General features: G+C 65.6%; 19 protein-coding genes. 8 read left to right on the top strand and 11 right to left on the bottom strand.

Annotated elements, in window-relative coordinates:
* Positions 1–15: 15 nt before the first annotated feature.
* The 4 genes from RMR04_RS16095 to RMR04_RS16080 all read right to left on the bottom strand — a co-directional run bounded on the left by RMR04_RS16095 (position 16) and on the right by RMR04_RS16080 (position 4001).
* Positions 16–768 (bottom strand): ABC transporter ATP-binding protein, encoded by a 753-nt coding sequence (locus RMR04_RS16095; RefSeq protein ID WP_311915611.1) that lies wholly within the window; start codon positions 766–768, stop codon positions 16–18.
* Complete coding sequence (locus RMR04_RS16090) at positions 765–1796, bottom strand: branched-chain amino acid ABC transporter permease (RefSeq protein WP_311915609.1); 1032 nt, start codon at positions 1794–1796, stop codon at positions 765–767. The genes RMR04_RS16095 and RMR04_RS16090 overlap by 4 nt, the downstream gene beginning before the upstream one ends.
* Position 1797: 1 nt before the next feature.
* Positions 1798–2652, bottom strand: coding sequence for a branched-chain amino acid ABC transporter permease (locus tag RMR04_RS16085; protein ID WP_311915608.1), 855 nt, complete (start codon positions 2650–2652; stop codon positions 1798–1800).
* A gap of 152 nt (positions 2653–2804) precedes the next feature.
* A complete protein-coding gene (locus RMR04_RS16080; protein ID WP_311915607.1) occupies positions 2805–4001 on the bottom strand; it encodes an ABC transporter substrate-binding protein in 1197 nt (398 codons plus the stop codon).
* Positions 4002–4248: 247 nt separating this feature from the next.
* Between RMR04_RS16080 and RMR04_RS16075 the strand changes: the two genes are divergently transcribed.
* From RMR04_RS16075 to cysN, 4 genes are all read left to right on the top strand, one after another.
* Positions 4249–5034 (top strand): SDR family oxidoreductase, encoded by a 786-nt coding sequence (locus RMR04_RS16075; RefSeq protein ID WP_311915606.1) that lies wholly within the window; start codon positions 4249–4251, stop codon positions 5032–5034.
* Positions 5035–5221: 187 nt separating this feature from the next.
* Positions 5222–6052 carry a phosphoadenylyl-sulfate reductase gene (locus RMR04_RS16070; protein WP_311915604.1) on the top strand — a complete coding sequence of 277 codons (831 nt, stop codon included), beginning with the start codon at positions 5222–5224 and terminating at the stop codon, positions 6050–6052.
* Positions 6049–6951: a sulfate adenylyltransferase subunit CysD gene (gene cysD, locus RMR04_RS16065; protein WP_311915603.1), complete on the top strand. Its 903-nt coding sequence runs from the start codon at positions 6049–6051 to the stop codon at positions 6949–6951. Before RMR04_RS16070 ends, cysD begins: the two co-directional genes overlap by 4 nt.
* Entirely contained in the window at positions 6951–8585 is a 1635-nt protein-coding gene (gene cysN, locus RMR04_RS16060; protein WP_311915602.1) for a sulfate adenylyltransferase subunit CysN, read from the top strand. The genes cysD and cysN overlap by 1 nt, the downstream gene beginning before the upstream one ends.
* An 83-nt stretch (positions 8586–8668) precedes the next feature.
* On the opposite strand, the gene RMR04_RS16055 is transcribed toward cysN, so the two are convergent.
* From RMR04_RS16055 to RMR04_RS16025, 7 genes are all read right to left on the bottom strand, one after another.
* Positions 8669–9547, bottom strand: coding sequence for an EF-hand domain-containing protein (locus RMR04_RS16055; protein ID WP_311915600.1), 879 nt, complete (start codon positions 9545–9547; stop codon positions 8669–8671).
* Positions 9548–9766: 219 nt separating this feature from the next.
* Complete coding sequence (locus RMR04_RS16050; protein WP_311915599.1) at positions 9767–10174, bottom strand: RidA family protein; 408 nt, start codon at positions 10172–10174, stop codon at positions 9767–9769.
* A gap of 46 nt (positions 10175–10220) precedes the next feature.
* A complete protein-coding gene (locus RMR04_RS16045) occupies positions 10221–11864 on the bottom strand; it encodes a benzoate-CoA ligase family protein (RefSeq protein WP_311915597.1) in 1644 nt (547 codons plus the stop codon).
* A 13-nt stretch (positions 11865–11877) separates the two neighbouring features.
* The gene (locus tag RMR04_RS16040; RefSeq protein WP_311915857.1) at positions 11878–13086 is read right to left on the bottom strand and encodes an acyl-CoA dehydrogenase family protein; all 1209 of its coding nucleotides are present in this window, start codon (positions 13084–13086) and stop codon (positions 11878–11880) included.
* A 55-nt stretch (positions 13087–13141) separates the two neighbouring features.
* Positions 13142–13975 carry an enoyl-CoA hydratase family protein gene (locus RMR04_RS16035; protein WP_311915596.1) on the bottom strand — a complete coding sequence of 278 codons (834 nt, stop codon included), beginning with the start codon at positions 13973–13975 and terminating at the stop codon, positions 13142–13144.
* A complete protein-coding gene (locus tag RMR04_RS16030) occupies positions 13972–14499 on the bottom strand; it encodes a MarR family winged helix-turn-helix transcriptional regulator (RefSeq protein WP_311915595.1) in 528 nt (175 codons plus the stop codon). The genes RMR04_RS16035 and RMR04_RS16030 overlap by 4 nt, the downstream gene beginning before the upstream one ends.
* Before the next feature lie 3 nt (positions 14500–14502).
* Entirely contained in the window at positions 14503–15258 is a 756-nt protein-coding gene (locus RMR04_RS16025) for an SDR family NAD(P)-dependent oxidoreductase (RefSeq protein ID WP_311915594.1), read from the bottom strand.
* Positions 15259–15487: 229 nt separating this feature from the next.
* On the opposite strand from RMR04_RS16025, the gene RMR04_RS16020 reads away from it, so the two are divergent.
* From RMR04_RS16020 to RMR04_RS16005, 4 genes are all read left to right on the top strand, one after another.
* On the top strand, positions 15488–17812 hold the full coding sequence (locus RMR04_RS16020; RefSeq protein ID WP_311915593.1) for a bifunctional salicylyl-CoA 5-hydroxylase/oxidoreductase: 2325 nt from the start codon (positions 15488–15490) through the stop codon (positions 17810–17812).
* Between the two features lie 74 nt (positions 17813–17886).
* Positions 17887–18222: a hypothetical protein gene (locus RMR04_RS16015; protein ID WP_311915592.1), complete on the top strand. Its 336-nt coding sequence runs from the start codon at positions 17887–17889 to the stop codon at positions 18220–18222.
* Between the two features lie 173 nt (positions 18223–18395).
* A complete protein-coding gene (locus RMR04_RS16010; protein ID WP_311915591.1) occupies positions 18396–19343 on the top strand; it encodes a ring-cleaving dioxygenase in 948 nt (315 codons plus the stop codon).
* Between the two features lie 727 nt (positions 19344–20070).
* Positions 20071–20769, top strand: a complete 699-nt coding sequence (locus RMR04_RS16005) for a DUF2778 domain-containing protein (protein ID WP_410492251.1) — start codon at positions 20071–20073, stop codon at positions 20767–20769.
* Positions 20770–20878: the final 109 nt, after the last annotated feature.

Genomic DNA, 20878 nt, shown 5'->3' with positions numbered 1-20878 from the left:
GAGAGGCCTAGCGGCTCAGACATGCGCGTCTTCCCCGAGATAGACGGCCTTGACGCGCGGGTCGGTCGAAATCTCATCGACGCCGCCTTCCGCGAAGAGCTGGCCCTGGACCAGGACCGAGATCCGGTCGGCGAAGGAGAAGACCAGCTCCATGTCGTGTTCGATCAGCAGGACGGTGACGTCCTGCGGCAGCGCCTCGACACTGTCGAGCACGTCGTGGCGTTCATCCTCAGGCACGCCGGCCGCCGGCTCGTCGAGCAGGAGCAGTTTCGGCTTGCAGGCCATGGCGAGTGCGATCTCGAGCAGCCGCTGCTTGCCATAGGGCAGTGTCGCGGTGCGCCACATCATCACCTCACCGAGCTTCATGCGCGTGAGCAGCGCCTCAGCCTCGTCGACGACCGCGCTGTTCTGGCCGACGCGGCTCCACCAGCGCGCACCAGCGCCCTCGCGCTCGGCGATGGCGAGGCCGACAGTCTCGATCGGCGTGAGATCGGCGAAAAGCTGGTTGATCTGGTAGGTCCGCGCCATGCCGCGCTTGACGCGGCCTTGCTGGCTGACGCGCGTCACATCCTCGTCCAGCAGCCGGACTGCGCCCGATGTCGCCGGCAACACGCCCGTGAGCAGGTTGATGAAGGTGGTCTTGCCGGCGCCGTTGGGGCCGATCAGCGCATGGCGCGCGCCCTTGGCGACGCTGAGCGAAATCTCCGAATTGGCTTTGAAGCCGCCGAAGGACTTGCTCAGGCCAAGGGTCTGGAGCGCGAGCGTCATGGCCGGCGCGCTCCCAGCAGCCTGAGCAGCGGGGCGAAAGGCCTGGCCAGCGTGGCCATCATGCGGTCGCGACCGATCAGCACGAGGATCACCAGGATGAAGCCCATCCAGAAGATCCAATAGGCCGGCGTCATCGCCGAGAGCGTGTCCTTCATCAGCTTGAAGGCGATCGCGCCGATCAGCCCGCCATAGAGATAGCCGGAGCCGCCGATGACGAGCACCAGCAGCGCATCGGCCGAGCGCGCGAAATCGAGCACCTCCAGCGAGACGAACTGCGTCGTCTGGGTGAGCAGGGCGCCAGCCATGCCGGCATAGACGGCGGCCAATGTGTAGATCGCGACGATGCGCCGGTTCGGCGCGATGCCGATCGTCGCCGCGCGCAGGCGGTTGTCCTTGAGTGCCTTCAGAGACAGGCCGAAAGGTGAATGCACGATCCGCCTTGCCAGCAGGAAGAGCAGGAATGTCGCGGTCAGGCTGTAGGTATAGGCTGTGGTGCCGGCGAAATCGAAATCGAAGCGGCCCAGGATCGGGCCGACCGAGATGCCGAGCAAGCCGTCCGCGCCGCCGGTGATCCAGTCGAGCCGGTTGGCGAGTTCGTGGAAGATCAGGGCGACGCCGAGCGTCACCATCAGCCGGGTCAGATCCGTGCCGCGCAGGATCATGAAGCTGGCGAGGAAGCCGACGAGGCCGGCCGCCGCTCCGGACAGCAGGAGCCCGGTCACCGGCTCGGACACGCCGTGCTTGGCCAGCAACCCCGCCGCATAGGCCCCGACGCCGAAGAAGGCGGCATGTCCGAGCGAGACGATGCCGGCATAGCCCAAGATCAGGTCGAGCGAGAGCGCGAACAGCCCCAGGATCGCGATTTCGTTGAGCAGGAGATGACGATTCGGAAACAGAAGAATCAATCCGAAAGCGCTGATCCAGAACAGGATTTCCGGCCAGCGCCAGGCTGCCTTCGCTTGCAGGAAGGCGGCGGGCGAGGGCGCTTGCGCCCCCAGTGGTGGGGTGCTTGGAAGTTTGCTGAGCATCTCAGCGCCCACGCGCGAACAGGCCCTGCGGCCTGAGCATCAGGACCGCGAGCATGATCGCATAGATGATGAAGGCTCCAAGCTGCGGCACGAGATATTTGCCCATCACATCGGCGACACCGAGCAGGAGCGCCGCCAGCAGCGGCCCGGTCAGGCTCGAGGTGCCGCCAACCGTAACCACGATCAGAAAGTAGAGCATGAATTTGAGCGGGAAGGTCGGATCGAGCCCGACGATCTCGGCGCCGAGCGCGCCGCCCAGCCCCGCCAGCCCAGACCCGAAGGCGAAGGTGATGGCGAAGACCTTGACCACCGGGATGCCGAGCCCGCGCGCCGCGCGCCGGTCGTCGACGGCGGCGCGCAATTGGCTGCCGAAGCGCGTCTTCGCCAGCATCCATTGCAGGCCAAGCGCCATCAGGCCGCAGAGTATCACGATGAAGAGCCGGTAGATGCCGATGCCGACCCCGCCGATGAAGATGCGGCCCTGCAGATAGGCCGGCAGATGGATGTTCTGCTGCTGCGAGCCCATCAGATAGTCGGTCGCGGCGATCGACATGAAAACCAGACCGATCGAAAACAGCACCTGGTCGAGATGGCTGCGCTCATACATGTGCCGATAGAGCAGGCGCTCGAAGATGAAGCCCAAGAGTGCGCTGAACAGGAAGGCGAGCGGCAGGCTAAGCAGGAACGGCACACCGAAGCGGTTCATCAGGATGACGGTGGCGTAGCCGCCGGCCATGGCGAAGGCGCCATGCGCCAGGTTGACGAAGTTCATCAAGCCCAGCGTCACGGCCAGCCCCGCCGCCAGCACGAAGAGCAGCATGCCATAGGCGATCCCGTCGAACAGGATGGTCAGCAAGGTGGGCTCCGCTCTCGGGTTGGCGTGGGCAGTTCTAGATCGTCATTGCGAGGAGCGCAGCGACGAAGCCATCCAGGGGGAGGCCGAGCACGGCCGCTCTGGATTGCTTCGCTTCGCCCGCAATGACGGTTGCGGTCTTGATGATCAGTGCCTCACTTGGCTGCCTTCACCGGGTCCGGCACGGCCTCGAAGGTCGAGAATTCAACATTGTAGAGCTCGCCATTCACCTTCTCGACCTTGCGGACATAGACGTTCTGGATGATGTCGCGCGTCTTGGGGTCGATCGAGATCGGCCCGCGCGGGCTGACCCAGCTCATGCCCTTCATCGCCTCGACCAGCTTGGTGCCGTCGGTGTCGCCATTGGTCTTCTTCAGCGCCTGATAGATCAGGTGCATGCCGTCCCAGCCGCCCACCGCCATGAAATTGGGCCGCACATTAGCGGCCTTGCGGAAGGCCTCGACGAAGGCCTTGTTCTCGGGCGAGGGATGGGCCGCCGAATAGTGATGCGTGGTGACGAGACCGAGCGTGACGTCGCCCATGCTGTCGAGCGACTCGTCATCGGTGACGTCGCCGGTGGCGATCAGCCGAATGCCGGACTTGTCCAGGCCGCGCTCGACGAATTGCTTCATGAACTGCACGCCGAGGCCCGACGGCACGAAGACGAAGAGCGCATCGGGTTTGGCGTCCGTGACGCGCTGCAGGAAGGGGGAGAAATCAGGATTGCGCAGCGGGATTCGAATCTCGCCGGTGATCTCGCCGCCGGCTGCCGTCAGCCGCTCCTTGAAGGCCTTCTCGGCGTCAAGGCCCGGGCCGTAATCGGCGACCAGCGTCATCGCCTTCTTGATGCCGTTCTTGGAGGCCCAGTCGGCGATGCCGATCGTCACCTGCGGCAAGGTGAAGGAGGTTCGCACGATGAAGGGGGATTGTTCGGTGATCGAGGAGGTGCCGGCTGCCATGACGATCTGCGGCGTCTTCGACTGCGTCGCCAGCGGCGCGACCGCAAAGGCGAGCGGGGTCAGCCCGAAACCGGCCAGGAAGGAGACCTTGTCGTTGACCAGCAGCTCCTGCGCGATGCGGCGGGTGACGTCGGGCGTGCCGGTATCGTCCTTGACGATCAGTTCGATCGTCTTGCCCGCGACGCTCGCGCCATTCTGGGCGATGTAGAGCTTCGCCGCGGCCTCGATCTGCCGGCCGATCGCGCCGGCGAAGGGGCCGGTCATCGGCAGGATCAGGCCGATCTTGACGGTCTGTTGTGCCTGCGCCTGTGCCGGCGCCGAGGCCAGCACGAGGGCCGTGCCGCCCAGGGCCAGCAAGGCGCGGCGCGATAATGCGGTTGTCGATTTCGGCATGATACCCCTCCCAAAACGTGCGATTACCGCACTATTATTTTGAATTCGCACAATTTTCCGCTGGCCGATGCCATCTGTCAATCTGGTCGAAAGGCGATGCCGTCTCCAACCTAGCACGCGCCCGCGCAACGCGTCCTCGTCCTGTCTGCCCCGGCGAAGGCGGCCATTCCCTTGGCGAGGCCGAGCGGCTATCAGCGAGCCGACCGCGTGCGGACTCGCACGCCCAGGAAACCGGACGGAGCACATCATGGATCTCGGCCTTCACGACAAGCGCGCGCTGGTGCTGGGCGCGAGCCGCGGCCTCGGCGCAGCCATCGCCCGGGCGCTCGCGACGGAGGGTGCAACGGTGATCGCCGCCGCGCGCAACGTCGCGGCGACCAACGCCTGGATCGCCGAATGTCCCGAAGAGGTGCGCGGGCGCATCTCCGCCGCGAGCCTCGATCTGTCGGATATCACCGCCGTCGACGCGTTTCTTGGTGAGCTCAATGGCACTGGGGGCGTCGACATCCTGATCGGCAATTCGGGCGGCCCTCCGCCGGCCGAGGCGCGCGAGGCCAAGCGCGATGACTGGCTGAAGCATTTCGAGGGGATGGCGGCCAACCTCTTCCACCTCGCGCAGGGCCTGCTGCCTGGCATGACCGGTCGCGGCTTCGGCCGCATCATCACCATCGCCTCGTCCGGCGTGGAACAGCCGATCCCGCGCCTGGCGCTGTCGAACGGCATCCGTTCGGCGGTGATCGGCTGGTCGAAGACACTCTCGGCGGAAGTCGCCGCGCAAGGCGTCACGGTGAATGTCGTCCTGCCCGGGCGCATCCATACCGAGCGCGTCGACCAGCTCGACAAGGCCGCCGCCGACCGCACCGGCATCACGCCCGACGAGGCGGCAAAGGCCTCGCGCGCGACAATTCCCGTCGGGCGTTACGGCACGGCGCAGGAATTCGCCGATGTCGTTGCCTTTCTGGCCAGCACGCGGGCGAGCTATGTCACCGGCGCCAAGATCCGCATCGATGGCGGGGCCACGCGCAGCATCTGAGCCCGCTCACGGGCGTGAGCGCCCGTTATTCCGCAGCGGAAACGGGCCGTTTGCCTTGCTGCGGAAGGTTTTTCTCCTTTTGAAGTGAAATAAGAAAAACCACGCTACTGCCTGTGAATTGATCATTCAGGACTTCGGGACTAGGTGAAGCGTTCGATTTACCGAACGCTTCACCTAGCGAAAACCGATGTCCGCCGATCTCTTGAATGCGCTGGGCCTACCCGGTCAGATCACCGCTTCGGACGCCCAAACTGCTGGCACGACGCCGGAGCAGCGGGCCCAGGCCTTGAACGAGGCGTTCGGTGCGGCGGATGTCGCTGCCCGACTCGTCGGCGCCGCGGCAGCCGCGCATGGTCGCCTCGTCTTCACGACCAGTTTCGGCCTGGAGGACCAGGTTCTCACCCATTTCATCATCGATGCCGCACTGCCCGTCGAGATCGTGACGCTCGACACCGATCGGCTGTTTCCGGAGGTCCACGCGCTCTGGAAAGAGACCGAGGCGCATTTCGGCGTCCGGATCCTGCCGTTCTATCCGCGCCATGACGCGGTCGAAGGGTTTGTCAGAGAATATCGCCTCGACGGCTTCTACACCTCGCGCGAGGCGCGCAAGGCTTGCTGCGACATTCGCAAGGTGGAGCCGCTCGGACGGGCGCTGGCCGGCGCCGATATCTGGATCACCGGATTGCGCGCCGATCAGTCGGCCGCGCGCGGCAGCGTTCAATTCGCCGAGGCCGATGCGGCGCGGGGGCTGATCAAGCTCAGCCCGTTGCTCGACTGGTCGCGCGACAGAACGCTCGCCTTCGCCAAGGCGAATGGCGTTCCGCTGAACCCGCTGCACGAGAAGGGTTTTGTCTCGATCGGTTGCCAACCCTGCACGCGCGCCATCCGCCCTGGCGAGCCCGAGCGGGCCGGGCGCTGGTGGTGGGAGGACGATGCGGCCAAGGAATGCGGGCTCCATGTCGGTCCGGACGGGAAATTGACGCGGGCGAAGCCCACTTCGCTGGGAGCCGGCGCATGATCCAGCTCAGCCATCTCCAGAAGCTCGAAGCCGAGGCGATCTTCATCATTCGCGAGGTCGTGGCGACCTGCGACAAGCCGGTGCTGCTCTATTCGATCGGCAAGGATTCAGCTGTCCTGCTGCATCTCGCCATGAAGGCGTTCTATCCGGCCAAGCCGCCTTTCCCGCTGCTCCATGTCGATACGACCTGGAAGTTCCGCGAGATGATCGCCTTCCGCGACGAGACCGCTGCCCGGCTCGGGCTCGATCTCATCGTGCATATCAACCAGGAGGGCGTGAAGGCCGGCATCGGCCCCTTCGCCTCGGGCTCGCGCATCCATACCGATGTGATGAAGACGCAAGGCCTGAAACAGGCGCTCGACCTGCACAAATTCGACGCGGCCTTCGGCGGCGCCCGGCGCGACGAGGAGAAGAGCCGCGCCAAGGAGCGCGTCTTCTCCCTGCGCTCGCCCGAGCATCGCTGGGACCCGAAGAACCAGCGCCCCGAGCCCTGGCAATTGTTCAACACCCGCAAGCACAAGGGCGAGAGTTTTCGCGTGTTTCCGCTCTCCAATTGGACCGAGCGCGACGTCTGGGACTATATCGCGCTCGAGAATATCCCGGTCGTGCCGCTTTACTTTGCCGCTCCGCGCCCGGTGGTGAAGCGCGACGGCGCCTGGATCATGCGCGATGACGAGCGCATGGAACTCCTGCCCGGCGAGGTCGTCGAGAGCCGCATGGTCCGCTTCCGCACGCTCGGCTGCTACCCGCTGACGGGAGCGGTCGAGAGCGAAGCGGCGAGCCTGACCGAGATCATCGCCGAGATGCGCTCCTCGCGCTCGTCGGAGCGGCAAGGCCGCGTCATCGACCATGACGGCGCGGGCTCGATGGAGCAGAAGAAGCAGGAAGGCTATTTCTGATGACCGCGCTGGCCAAGGAGAAGCGGTCCTCGGGCCCGGCTTCCCGGCAGGTTCCTGCCAATGACTCGACCGGGCTCGAGGCCTCAGGCCAGCATTCCTTGCTGCGCTTCATCACCTGCGGTTCGGTCGATGACGGCAAGTCGACGCTGATCGGCCGGATGCTCTACGAGGCCGGTGCCGTACTGGACGATCAGCTCGACACGCTCGACGCCGATTCCCGCAAATTCGGCACGCAAGGGACCCAGCCCGATTTCGCCTTGCTCGTCGACGGTCTGTCGGCCGAACGCGAGCAGGGCATCACCATCGACGTCGCCTATCGCTATTTCGCCACGGAGAAGCGCAGCTTCATCGTCGCCGACACGCCCGGCCACGAGCAATATACCCGCAACATGGCGACAGGCGCCTCGACCGCCGATCTCGCCATCATCCTGATCGATGCGCGCAAAGGCCTGCTGCCGCAGACGCGGCGGCACTCCTTCATCGTCTCGCTGGTCGGGGTCCGCCATGTCGTGGTCGCGGTCAACAAGATGGACCTCGTCGGCTATGACGAGACCGTCTTCCGCCGCATCGTCGAGGATTATCGCGAGGCGACGAAGTCGCTGGGCTTCGCCTCGGTCCGCTTCATCCCGGTCTCGGCGCGCGACGGCGAGAATGTGATGCGTCGCTCGCCCGCCATGCCCTGGCATGATGGCCCGGCGCTGCTGCCCTTGCTCGAAACCATCGCGGTCGCGCCGGAGCGGCAAAGCGAAGAGGGCTTCGTGCTGCCAGTGCAATGGGTCAATCGACCCGATCTCGATTTCCGCGGCTATGCCGGCCTGGCCGTGCGCGGTCGCGCGCGCATCGGCGACGCCGTGACCGTCCTGCCCTCGGGGCGCGCGAGCCGCATCGCTCGTTTGATCGGCGCGGCAGGCGAGGCCAGCAACGCCGCCGTCGGCCAGGCCGTGACCGTGACGCTGGAAGACGATGTCGACATCTCGCGCGGTGATGTCATCGTCGCCGCGTCCTCGTCTGTGCCGGTCAGCCGCGAAGTGAAGGCGCGCCTGCTCTGGACCGGCGAGCGGGCTTTGCTGGAGGGCGGCCAGTTCCTGCTCAAGCTTGCGACGCAAAGCGCCAATGCGACGCTGGAAGTGCTGCATCACAGCATCGATATCGAGGGCTTCCGTCCGGTGCCGGCCCAGAGCCTGCGCATGAACGGCATCGGCTTCGTCACCTTGAAGCTCGACAAGCCCGTCATAGCCCTGCCTTACCAGGAGAATCGCGAGCTTGGCGGTTTCATCCTGATCGACCGGATCAGCAATGAGACGGTTGCTTTCGGTTTCGTCGAGGCGGCTGCGGGCGAAGGCTCGACTGGCGGCGCGGCGACCGGCCCGCTGGCGCGCCTGCGGCAGGCGATTATCAGGACTGTCGGCCGCTCCGGCACGCCCGATCGTCGTTTTTGGCTGGCTGCTGTGAGCTGGCGGCTATTGAGCACCGCCGGGCTGTTCCTGGCGGCCTGGGCGGTAACCGAGCGGGTCGGCATATCAGCTGCGCTGGCGCTTGGGGATCTCGCTTTGCGGCCCTTGTTGCGGCGGCTGCATGCGCTGCTGTGGCGCGAGCGCGCAGGCTCGGCGTTGCAGGACGGCGCAGGTATCTGAGAGACGCAGCTATCTGAGAGACGAAGATATCCAGGGGACGCCGACCGGCATTCTGCCGGCCGGAGTTGATCAGGCGATGGGCGTCACGCCGCCTGCGAATAGCTGCTGGTTGCGGAGCTCGAGGCTCCCAACTGGTAGACGTTGCCATAGCTCTGCGAGGCGTTGAGGAACGCGGCCGAGGGCTGGGGCGGAGGGCCGCGCTTGTCCAGCGCCTGCTGGAAGGCGGTCTGCTCGTCCTTGGAGATCGATCCGTTCTTGTCGGAATCGATCGCATCGAACAGCTTGCTCAGAAGATCGCTCGAAGCCGTCTTGTCGGAGGACAGGGCGCTCAGGAATTCGTCCTTGGCGACGCTGCCATCGGAGTTCGCATCGAGCTGCGAGAAGATGTCCTGATCGTCGGAATCCTCGCTGGAGGCGTCCTGCGGAGGAGGTGGCGGCGGCGGCGGACCCGCAGCCTTGAGCGTGTCCTGGAAGGCCTTGGTCTCGTCCTTCGAGATCGAACCGTCGGAGTTGGAGTCGATCGCGTCGAAGAGGTCGCCCAAGGCGCTGGTCGAGTCACTCGTGCCCATGGAGAAGGCTTTGGTGAATTCGTCCTTGGTGACGTTGCCGTCTGAATTCGCATCGATCTGCGAGAAGGTATCGGTCTCGTCGCTCGTCGCGCTGTCGCTGGCGCTGCTGGTCTGGCCGGATTGAAGCCCGAACAGGAAGGACTGCAGCTGCTGGCCGGCTTTTTCGGCCTTGGCCTTGAACGCATCCGACTCCGCCTTTGTAACCGAGCCGTCGCCGTCGCTATCGATCGCCTTGAAAAGCGCTTCGCTCTTGGCGCTGTCAGTGCCCTTGGGAGCTCCGCTCTGGAATTCGTCGAGGCTGAGCGAGCCGCTGCTGTCGCTGTCTAGCGTGTCGAAGCTGGGTGGTTTCGGCGGAGGCGGACGAAAGCCGCCAACGCTGCCGATGCTGGACATAGAATGTCTCCATCACTGATTGCCGCCGGTCGACGGTGCAAACAGAGTCAAGGAGCGACTCATGCCGGATCGCTAAGCCTGTGCCATTGCGGAAAAGATCTTGGTTTCGATTGTTTTCGCAATGCAGATATCGAAACAAATGGAAACATAATCGCCGCGCTGGGCCAAGCCTCCACGGGCCAAGCCTTCACGGGGGCAGGCCTTCACGGGAGCAGGCCTTCAGCGGCCGACGACCGCGGTCGCCTCGATCTCGATCAGGGCCTGCGGCTCAACCAGCGCCACCACCTGCACCACGGCCATGGCGGGGAAATGCCGGCCGAGCACCTCGCGATAGACCGGGCCCATCTCCTTCAGGCTGGCGCGATAGGTCGCGATGTCGGTGACGTACCAGGTCAGCCGGACGATATCCTCGATCCGCCCGCCGCCGGCCTCGACCACGGCCTTGATGTTGACCAGCGTCTGCCGAAGCTGCGGCAGGAAGCCCTGCGCGAAGACGCCGGCCTCGTCCCAGCCGACGAGCCCGCCGGTGACCAGGACGCGCCCCTCCGCGACCATGCCGTTCGCATAGCCGCGTGGCGTGGGCCAGCCCTCCGGCAGGATGGCACGTTGTGTTGCAGCACTCGACATGGTGTCGCCTCGGTTTGGCCGTTCCGGCTCGTGTTGCGAAGAAGGGTCAGGCCTCGCCGCGCGCGATCTCGCGCAATGCGAAGCGCTGCAGCTTGCCGGTCGGAGTTTTGGGCAGCGCCGTCACGAACGCGACGGCACGCGGGTATTTATAGGGCGCGATATGCGCTTTCACGTGCTCCTGCAACTCCTTGACGAGGTTCGCATCGTCCTGGAAGCCCTCGCGCAGCACGACATAGGCTTTGACGATCTGCCCCCGATCCGGGCAGGGCGCGCCGACGACGCCGCATTCGGCGACGGCAGGGTGCGTCAGCAGGCAGATTTCGACCTCGGGACCGGCGATGTTGTAGCCGGCCGAGATGATCATGTCGTCGGAGCGGGCCTGGTACCAGAAATAGCCGTCCGCATCGCGCAGATAAGTGTCGCCGGTGATGTTCCAGCCATCCAGCACATATCTGGCCTGGCGCGCATCGGCGAGATAGCGGCAGCCCGTCGGGCCGCGCACCGCCAGCCGGCCGGGCGTGCCGTCGGGGCAGTCGAGACCGGCCTCGTCGACGATCTTGGCTTCATAGCCGGGAACGGGGAGACCGGTCGCGCCCGGCCTGATCGTCTCGCGCGGTGCGGCGATGAAGATGTGCAGCATCTCGGTCGCGCCGATGCCGTCCATCAGCGGCAGGCCGGTCTTGGCAGCCCAAGCCTCGAAAGTCGGCTTAGGCAGGGCCTCGCCGGCCGAGACGCAGATGCGCAAGCTGGAGATGTCGCGCCCGTCGAGCCGGTCGAGCATGGCGCGATAGGCCGTCGGCGCGGTGAAGATGACGGAGGCCTTGTGACGCTCGATCGCGTCGATCAGATCGGGCGGGCCGGCCTTCTCCGGCAGGATCATCGCCGCGCCGATCCGCATCGGGAAGAGCACGAGCCCGCCGAGCCCGAAGGTGAAGGCGAGCGGCGGCGAGCCGATGAAGCGGTCATCTGGAGAAGCCTTGAGCACGCGGGCGCCATAGCAGTCGCAGATTGCCAGGATGTCGCGCTGGAAATGCATCGTGCCCTTGGGCTCGCCGGTCGTGCCGGAGGTGAAGCCGATCAGGCAGACATCGTCGCTCGCCGTGTCGGCGGCGGTGAAGCTCTCATAACCGGGCTGGCGCATCAGCGTGTCGAGGCTACCAGTCGTATCATCGCCCCAGCTCACGATCCGTGTCAGCTCCGGGGCCTGTGCCTGGGCAGCCTCCAGGTCGGAGAGCAAGCGATGGTCGCACAGCGCCAGCGAAATCTTCGCCTTGCGGATCGGATAGGTGAGCTCACCCACGCGCAGCATCGGCATGGTCGCGACCACAACGCCGCCGGCCTTCAGCACGGCGAGATAGCTCGCCACCATCATCGGCGTGTTGGCGGCGCGCAGCAGCACGCGGTTACCCGCGACCATGCCGAGGTCGCGTATCAGCACATTGGCGATGCGGTTCACCTGTTCGGCGAGATCGGCATAGCTCCAGTGCAGATCGCCCGCGATGATCGCGGTCCGTCCGCCGCGCCCGTCCGAGACATGGCGGTCGAGCAGTTCCGTGACGACATTGAGCCGTTCCGGATAGCTCAGCCCCGCTTCTGTCAGCCTGAGATCGGGCCAGCTGTCGCGCGGCGGCAGGTTGTCCCGCGCGAAACCGTCCTCATGTCCCGATTTCGCGAATCCGGTTGCTGTCATCTCGTCCCCCTGCCTAATCAGGTTGCGTCGTAACCTGATCGGATCCGGCTCTAGCGGCATGTATCTTGAGAAGGTCGCGTGCGATCACGACCTTCTGGACCTCGCTAGCGCCCTCATAGATGCGCAAAGCCCTGATTTCCCGGTACAATTCCTCCACCTTGACGCCCTTGGTCACGCCGAGCCCGCCATGAATCTGGACGGCACGGTCGATGACGCGCTGGGCATTCTCTGTTGCGACGAGTTTGGCGAGCGCCGCCTCGCGGGTGACGCGAGGCGCGCCGCGATCCTTGGTCCAGGCGGCGCGATAGACCAGCAGTGCGGCCGCATCGACCTCGGCCGCGCTGTCGGCGATGGCGGCTTGCGACAATTGCAGGTCGCCGAGCGTGCCGCCGAACAGCTTGCGGCCATTGGCGTGCGAGACCGTCTCGTGCAGCGCCCGCCGTGCGAAACCGAGTGCGGCCGCGCCGACTGTCGAGCGGAAGATGTCGAGCGTCGCCATCGCGACCTTGAAGCCGTCGCCGGGGCCGCCGATGCGGTTTTCGACCGGGATGCGGCAGGCATCGAAGCGCAAGGTGGCGAGCGGGTGTGGCGCGATCACGTCGATGCGCTCGGCAATGCTCAGGCCCGGCGTGTCCGCCTCGACCAGATAGGCCGAGAGGCCGCGTGCGCCCGGCGCTTCGCCGGAGCGGGCGAAGACGACATAATGGTCGGCGATGCCGCCATTCGAGATCCAGGTCTTTTCGCCGTCGATCCGGATATGCGCGTTGCCGTCCGGCGTCGCGGTCGTCGCCATGGCGGCGACGTCGGAGCCGGCCTCCTTCTCCGATAATGCGAAGGCCGCGATGCGATTGCCGTCGCGGATGCCGGGCAGGATGCGCTGCTTCATCGCCTGGGAGCCCGCGAGCGTGATCGACCCCGTGCCGAGCCCCTGCATGGCGAAGGCGAAATCGGCGAGCCCGTCGCGCGCCGCCAAGATCTCGCGGGCGAGGCAAAGCGTGCGGACGTCGAGCGCCTCGCTCAGGCCGCCGAAAGCCGCCGGCACGACAGCCTTGAGGAAGCCCGCCTCGCCAAGCGCCTTGACGCGGGCTCGGCAGGCGGCGTCGACATCGTCATGCGGCAAGCCGGGCAGGGTGGCGTCGGCCCAGGCCGAAAGCGTTTCGGCGAAGCGGCGATGGCGATCCTCGAAGAAGGGCCAGTCGAGCGTGTCGCCCAGGATCGCCATGCCCAAACTCGCATTACCCGAGGCCGCCTGGCCGAGAATGCCGCTGCCTGCCATCTCAATTCCCCTCGAAGACAGGCTTCTGCTTGTTGGCGAAGGCGTGGTAGGCGCGGGCGAAATCTTCTGTCTGCATGCACAAGGCCTGCGCTACGGCTTCTGCCTCGATCGCGCTCTCGACCGACATTGCCCATTCCATTTCGAGCATGCGCTTGGTCATGGCGTTGGCGAAGGTCGGCCCGTCGGCGAGCTCGGCTGCCAGGGCCTGGGCCTCAGCGAGCAGGCTCTCCTTGGTCACGAGCCGGTTGAGGAAGCCCCAGCGTTCGGCCTCCTCGCCCTTCAGCGCGCGGCCGGTGTAGAGCAATTCGGCGGCGCGTCCCTGGCCGACGATGCGCGGCAGCATCGCGCAGGCGCCCATGTCGCAGCCGGCCAGGCCGACACGGTTGAACAGGAAGGCGATCTTGGCCTCGGCCGTGCCCAGCCGCAGATCCGACGCCATCGCCATGATCGCGCCCGCGCCGGCGCAGATGCCGTCGATCGCGGCGATGACCGGCTGCGGGCAGGCGCGCATCGCCTTGACCAGTTCCCCGGTCATGCGGGTGAACTTCAAAAGCTCCTTGGTCTCCATCGCGACCAGCGGCCCGATGATCTCGAAGACGTCGCCGCCTGAGGAGAAGTTGCCGCCTGTGCCGGTGACGACGATCGCCTTGACATCCTCTTCCTTCTGCGCGGCCAGGAAGAAATCGGTGAGTTCGCGGTAGCTTGCGAAGGTCAGCGGATTCTTCTTCTCAGGCCGGTTCAGCGTCACCGTCGCGACCTTGCCGGCGACGTTCAGCTCGAAATGTGCCGGTGTGAAACCTGCCAGCGGCAAGGTCGTGGCGTTGGCGAGACTCATGCCTTGTCTCCGTTGGCGCGCTGCGCGATGGCCGCATGCAGGGAGGTTTTGGTGCGGCCGAGCAGCCGGAACAGTTGTGTGGTCTCGGCATGGTCGAGCCCCGCGAAAAGCTCCGCGATCCAGCCCTCATGCCGCTCGGCCATCGCCTTGAAGGCCTTGCGCCCCTGCGCTGTCAGCGTCAGCACCTGCACGCGCCGGTCCTGCGCGGCGGCGCGCTTGTCGACGAGCCCGTCGGCCAGGAGCCCGGCGACGACGGCGGTGACATTGCCGTTCGAGACCATCAATCGCTGCGAGACCTCGCCGACGGTCATGCCGGTGGTCGATTTCTCGAGCTGCGCCATCAGGTCGAAGCGCGGCAGCGTCGTCTTGAACTCCTCACGCAGGCGGTTGCGGATCTCGGTCTCGATCAGGGTCGAGCAGGTCAGCATTCTGAGCCAGAGCCGCAACTCGTCCTTGTGATCGCCGGGGCGTTCACTGGCCTTGGTCTCGCGGTCGAGCACGAGGCTGGGGGAGGGCGTTTCCATGGCCTAGAACTCCCCGCCATTGATCAGGATCGATTGTCCGGTGATGGATTGGCTGGCCGGCCCGCAGAGATAGAGCACGGCGGCGGCAATCTCCTGCGGCGCGATCAAACGCCCCTGCGGATTATCCTTCACCAATTGCGCCAGCGCCTGCTCATCCGTGAGGCCGGTCTTGGCGGTGATCGCGCTGATGCCGCCTGCGACCATGTCGGTATCGGTGTAGCCGGGGCAGATCGCGTTGACCGTGACGCCGGCGCGCGCCGTTTCCAGCGCGAGCGAGCGCACCAGGCCGATCACGGCATGCTTGGCGGCGGCATAGGCGGACACATAAGCGTAGCCACGATGCCCGGCGGTCGAGGCTATCGCGATCAAGCGGCCATCGCGGCGCTCCAGCATGCCGGGCAGCACCGCGTGGAAGGCGTTGACCGTTCCGATCAGGTTGATTTCGTTCATGCGCCGGAAGCGCTCGGCATCGCTGCGCGCGAACGGACCGGTCTCGACCGCGCCGGCATTGGCGATGACGATGTCGAAGGGCTGGGTTTGCGCCAAGGCGGCAGTAGCGGTGGCTGTCGCTGCCTCGTCGCGGATATCGCAGGACATGAACGCGTCGGCGTCGCCGGCCTCGACCGCCTCTTGCAGAACCTTCGCATCGCGCCCGATGATGCTGACGCGCGCGCCCTCGTGTTTCAGCGCGGCTGCGATGGCACGGCCGATGCCGCGTCCGCCGCCTGTCACCAGTGCATGCCGTCCTGCCAGAGCCATCCCGAGCGACCTCCTGATGGGGCAATATATTTTAGGTCTAAAGGAATTTGCAAGCGCCGTGATCGGATTCGAAGCAGGCTGGCGGATTCGATAAAAACCGAGCTGCCTGGCTCTTATATGTCCGATTTTATGCTTGGAGCTTGAATGAGTCGGCGAATGAAATGATCCTCTTGAGATAAAATTATTTTAGACCTAAAATAATTTTACAGCCCATGTTTCGGAGGTCATGATGCGCATCGCGGTCGTTGGCGGCGGACCCGCCGGGCTCTATTTCGCGCTCCTGATGAAGCGCGACTGGCCGCAGCTCGAGGTCACGGTCTTCGAGCGCAACCAGCCCGACGACACTTTCGGCTTTGGCGTCGTCTTCTCCGACCAGACGCTCGACACCTTCAAGGCGGCCGATGCGACGAGCTATGCCGCGATCCGCGACAATTTCGCATACTGGGACGATGTCGAGATCCATTTCAAGGAGAGCGTGCACCGCGTCTCCGGCAACGGTTTCTGCGGCTGTTCGCGCCGTTCGCTGCTCATGCTGGTGCAGGCTCGCGCCCGCGAGCTCGGCGTCGAGCTTCGGTTTGGCGAGGAGGCCGCCGATATCGAGGCGCTGAAGCGCGATTACGATCTCGTCGTCGCCGCTGACGGCATCAACAGCCGGATCCGCGAGGGTTGGCGCGAGCGCTTCCAGCCCGAGACCGATCTGCGTCCCAACATCTTCACCTGGATGGGATCGACCCGCCCCTTCGACGCCTTCAATTTCTTCTTCAAGGAAACCGAATTCGGGCTCTTCATCGCTCATTGCTACCAATATGAGGTCGGCCGCTCGACCTGGGTGCTGGAGACCGACCCCGAGACCTTCGCCAGGGCCGGGCTCGATAAGCTGGGCGAAGCCGAATCGGCAGCCTTTCTCGAAGGCGTCTTCGCCGAGGAGCTGCAGGGCCATAAGCTGGTCACCAATCGCTCGCTCTGGCGGAATTTCCCGATGATCCGCTGCCGCAACTGGGTCTCGGAGAACGTCGTCCTGATCGGCGACGCCAAGGCGACGGCGCATTTCTCGATCGGCTCGGGCACCAAGCTCGCCATGGAAGACGCGATCGCGCTGCACAAGGCCTTCGGCAAGGCGCAATTGAACGTCACCGAAGCGCTCGCATTGTTCGAGCGCACGCGCCGCGAGGAGGTCGAGAAGACCCAGCACGCAGCCGATGTCTCGCTGGTCTGGTTCGAGCAGCTGCGCCGCTTCTGGGATTTCGACCCGCTGCGCTTCGCCTTCGGCCTGATGACGCGCTCCAAGGCGATCACCTATGACAATCTGGCCCTGCGTGCGCCGGGCTTCGTCGCGGCGATCGACAGGCTGGTCGCGCAGGAGCTTGGTCCGCTCGCCCGGACCCGCAAGGACGGCGCGCCTGTGCCGCCGGCCTTCCAGCCGCTCAAGCTGCGTGAGATGCAGGTCGAGAACCGTATGGTGCTCTCGCCGATGTGCCAGTATTCGGCGCAGGATGGCCTGCCCAATGACTGGCACCTGATGCATTACGGCTCGCGCGCCATTGGCGGCCCCGGGCTGATCTTCACCGAAATGACCTGCGTGGCGGCCGATGCGCGCATCACGCCGGGCTGCGCCGGGCTCTATACCGACGCGCAGGAAGCCGCCTGGGCCCGGATCGTCGGCTTCGTCCATGCCAATTCGGCGGCAAAAATCTGCCTCCAGCTCGGCCATGCCGGGCGCAAGGGCGCGACCAAATTGATGTGGGACGGCATGGACAAGCCGCTGGAGGAGGGCGCCTGGCCGATCATCTCGGCCTCGCCCTTGCCCTATTACCCGGAGAGCCAGATTCCGGGCGAGATGAGCCGTTCCGACATGGACCGGGTGAAGGCCGAGTTCGTCGCGGCAGCGCAGCGTGGCGAGCGCGCCGGATTCGACATGCTGGAGCTGCACTGCGCCCATGGCTATCTCTTGGCGAGCTTCCTCTCGCCGCTGACCAATCACCGGACGGATGAGTATGGCGGCTCGGTCGAGAACCGCCTGCGCTATCCGCTCGAGGTCTTCCGGGCCCTGCGCGAGACCTGGCCGCTGGAGAAGCCGATGTCGGTGCGCATCTCCGCGACCGACTGGAAGGCGGGCGGCGTGACCCCGCAGGACATGATCGCGATCTCCACGGCCTTCGCGGAGGAGGGCTGCGATCTCGTCGACGTCTCGACCGGGCAGACCGTCAATGACAGCCGCCCGATCTATGGCCGCATGTTCCAGACGCCGTTTTCCGATCAGATCCGCAACGAGGCTCGCGTCGCGACCATGTGCGTCGGCAACATCACCTCGGCCGACCAGGTCAACACCATCATCGCTTCAGGCCGCGCCGATCTCGTCGCGCTCGGCCGGCCGCATCTGGCTGATCCCTCTTTCGTGCTGCGCGCCGCCGCCTGGTATGGCGTCGATATCGCGCAGCCCATGCAATATCAGCCCGGCAAGGACCAGCTCATGCGCAACACCCCGCGCGAGCGCGAGGACAGCGAGGCGCTGAAGCTCAAGGCCAAACCGAGCCGCCACGCGGTCTCGGCTTGAAGCCAGGCGCCGGGGGAACATCCCCTGCGTCCGCCTGTTTATTGAGCATCACAGTCCCAGCCAGAAGGACCGACATGCTCGCCACCACCCGTTCGCTCGTCGCCGCGCTTGCCGTCGCGACTGGCTCTCTCGCCGCGTTCGCCCAGGGGACGGTCACGCCGCCGCAATCGCCCCCGGCCGTCGCACCGCAATCCAACAGCGGGCTCGGCCCGGTGACGACGCATCCCTCGCAGGTCGACAAGGGCCAGAACATGATCCTGCCGTCGGCGGGGAGTTCCGGACAGTCGGCCGCACCGACCATGGTCTATGATTGCAAGGCCAAGCCGCAGGACTGCACGACACCCGCGACGCCTGCCGACAAGGCTACGGCTCCGCAAATCTCCGCTCCACCGGCTACGACGACTCCGTAGCGCAGTAGAATCCGCTTGCGCAGACGCGCGCTAGTATAGTCGTTGCTCTCAGTTGATTGCGTGTATGCAAGGTTAGGATTGGGCGATGGGGGCTTCCGCTGGCGGCGGAGCGCGCTATCTCCAGCGCAGATAGCGGGCCATCCGGCCCTCGCGCCCCAATCATGAGGTTCCCGATGAAGCTCACCGGCATTCACCACGTTACCGCCATCTCGGCCGATGCGCCGGGCAATCGCCGCTTCTATGCCGAGACGCTGGGCATGCGGTTGGTCAAGAAGACGGTGAACCAGGACGACACCTCGGCCTATCACCTGTTCTATGCCGATGGCGCGGGCTCGCCCGGATCGGACCTGACCTTTTTCGACTGGCCTGCCTCACCGGCCCGGCGCGGCACGCATTCGATCAATCGCACTTCCCTGCGTGTCGCCAATGAGGCGTCGCTGGAATGGTGGCGCGAGCGTCTGACCAAGGCCGGAGTCGAGGTTTCAGCGATTCGCGCGATCAATGGCCGCCCAGCCGTCGATTTCGAGGATCCGGAAGGCCAGCGCCTGACATTGCTCGCAGATGGCGGCGAGATCCCCTTCGTCGTCTGGGAGAAGAGCCCGGTTCCTGCCGAGCATCAGATTCGCGGGCTCGGGCCCGTTACCATCTCGGTGCCGAAGCTCGAGCGCACCGAGGTCGTGCTGACCCAGCTTCTCGGACTGGAACGCATCGCATCCTATCGCGATGCTGCCCACGCCAGCGGCGAGATCCATGTCTTCAAGATCGGGGAGGGTGGTCCGGCTGCCGAGCTGCATGTCTCTGTTGAACCCGATGCGCCGCAGGCGCGCGAAGGGGCAGGCGGCGTGCATCACCTCGCGCTGCGCACACCGACCTTTGCCGATTACGACGCCTGGGCGGACCGGCTCAAGGCGGCCGGCTATCCCAATAGCGGCAAGGTCGACCGCTTCTATTTCCGCTCGCTTTATTTGCGCGAGCCGAACGGCATCCTGATCGAGATCGCCACTGACGAGCCCGGCTTCTCAGCCGACGAGCCGGCCAAGACAATGGGCGAGACGCTCGCCCTGCCGCCCTTCCTGGAGCCGAAGCGGGCGCAGATCGAGGCCGGGCTGAAGCCGCTCTGAGCGGCTGGGGGCAGCTGGAAGCGTTTCAACGCGGCAATCTATGGGGCGCGGCGGACCGGATTGGTCCGCCGCGTTTTTTTGTCGCAAATTGCCGCGTTGGATTCACCGGCAATTAACCACGCGGGATTTTACTGAGATCAGTTGAGTTGCTGGCTTCCCCGCATGGACGATCAGCGCCTGTCTTGGCCCGTGCTCCTGTTCGAGCGCGGCGGAGAGCCGGCCGCTTTGGGTTTCGTTCGCTGGGGCAGGCGGCGTGTTGCGTTGTTGAGTTGAGAGCGCCGCCCCGATGTCGGACCAAGGCTACAGGCCGCGTGCAGTCAGGTTGCGCTCCCGCGCCCGGCTGCGCCGCAAGGTGTTGCTCCAGCTTGCCTTCGTCGCGGCCACCACCGCACTTGGTTTCCTGGCGATGGATGGATCGCAGGACAGGCCGGCGACCCATGAAGCGAGGCCTGTGCGGACGGCGGCTGCGTCGCTGCAAAAAACAGAGGCAGCAAGGGTTTACAGCGATCTCCTGAACTCCGAATTCAAGCTCGGCCCTGCGCCCACCACATTGGGGCGCAGTGCGCCGCTGGATGCGGGTTTCCGCGTCAACACGCCGTTGCAGACGGCTTCGCTCGCCCCGGCCATCCTGTCGCAACCAACTGTTCCGGCCTCCGCTCCCATCGTCCCGCGTGACGTGGACACGACCGGAAGCATTGCTCCTGGCGCCCTTCCTTCGAGCGGGTCCGTGTCGGAAATTCTCAAGACCCCTGCAGCGCCCAGGCTCGTGTCCGGCGCACCGCTGCCGATCGCACGGCCCTCGGAGCTCAAGCCCCCGGAGACCCGCGAGCCGCCGGCCATCGTGCTGCGTCAGCCGGCGCGCCGGCCCAAGGTCGCGGCCGCGCCTGCGCAGGCACCGGACAATCGTTCGTTCTTCGAAAAATTCTTCGGCGTGCCGCCGCAGCCGGCCGGGCCCGCTCTCGCCTACGCAGCGCCCGAGGATGATGTCGTCGACCGTTCACGCGGACGCCGGCTCAGCCCCGGCACGGCGCCGATGATCGGCTCAGTGCAGGCGACGGCGATCTACGACATCAGCGCGCGCACGGTCTACATGCCCAATGGCGATCGTTTGGAGGCGCATTCAGGCCTCGGCGACAAGCTGGACGACCCCCGTTTCGCCCATGTCCGGATGCAGGGCGTCACGCCGCCGCATACCTATGATCTGACCGAGCGCGAGGCGCTGTTCCATGGCGTGCGGGCGCTGCGCCTCAATCCCGTTGGCGGCAGCGGTGCGATCCATGGCCGCGCCGGCCTCCTGACCCACACCTATCTGCTCGGCCCCAACGGCGATTCGAATGGCTGCGTGTCGTTCAAGGACTACGACAAGTTCCTGCACGCCTATCTGCGCGGCGAGGTTAAGCGACTGGTCGTCGTGGCGAGCCGGTAGCTAGAGCGTTCTGCAAGGGAGCCAAGCCGTCATTCCGGGGCAGGCCGCAGGCCTGAGCCCGGAACCCAGAACCGATGACGATGATCAGAAAGGCGCCGGAAGGACCGCG

The sequence above is a fragment of the Bosea sp. 685 genome, from assembly GCF_031884435.1.
Taxonomy (GTDB): domain Bacteria; phylum Pseudomonadota; class Alphaproteobacteria; order Rhizobiales; family Beijerinckiaceae; genus Allobosea.
This window is presented reverse-complemented; position numbering and strand designations above follow the sequence as displayed.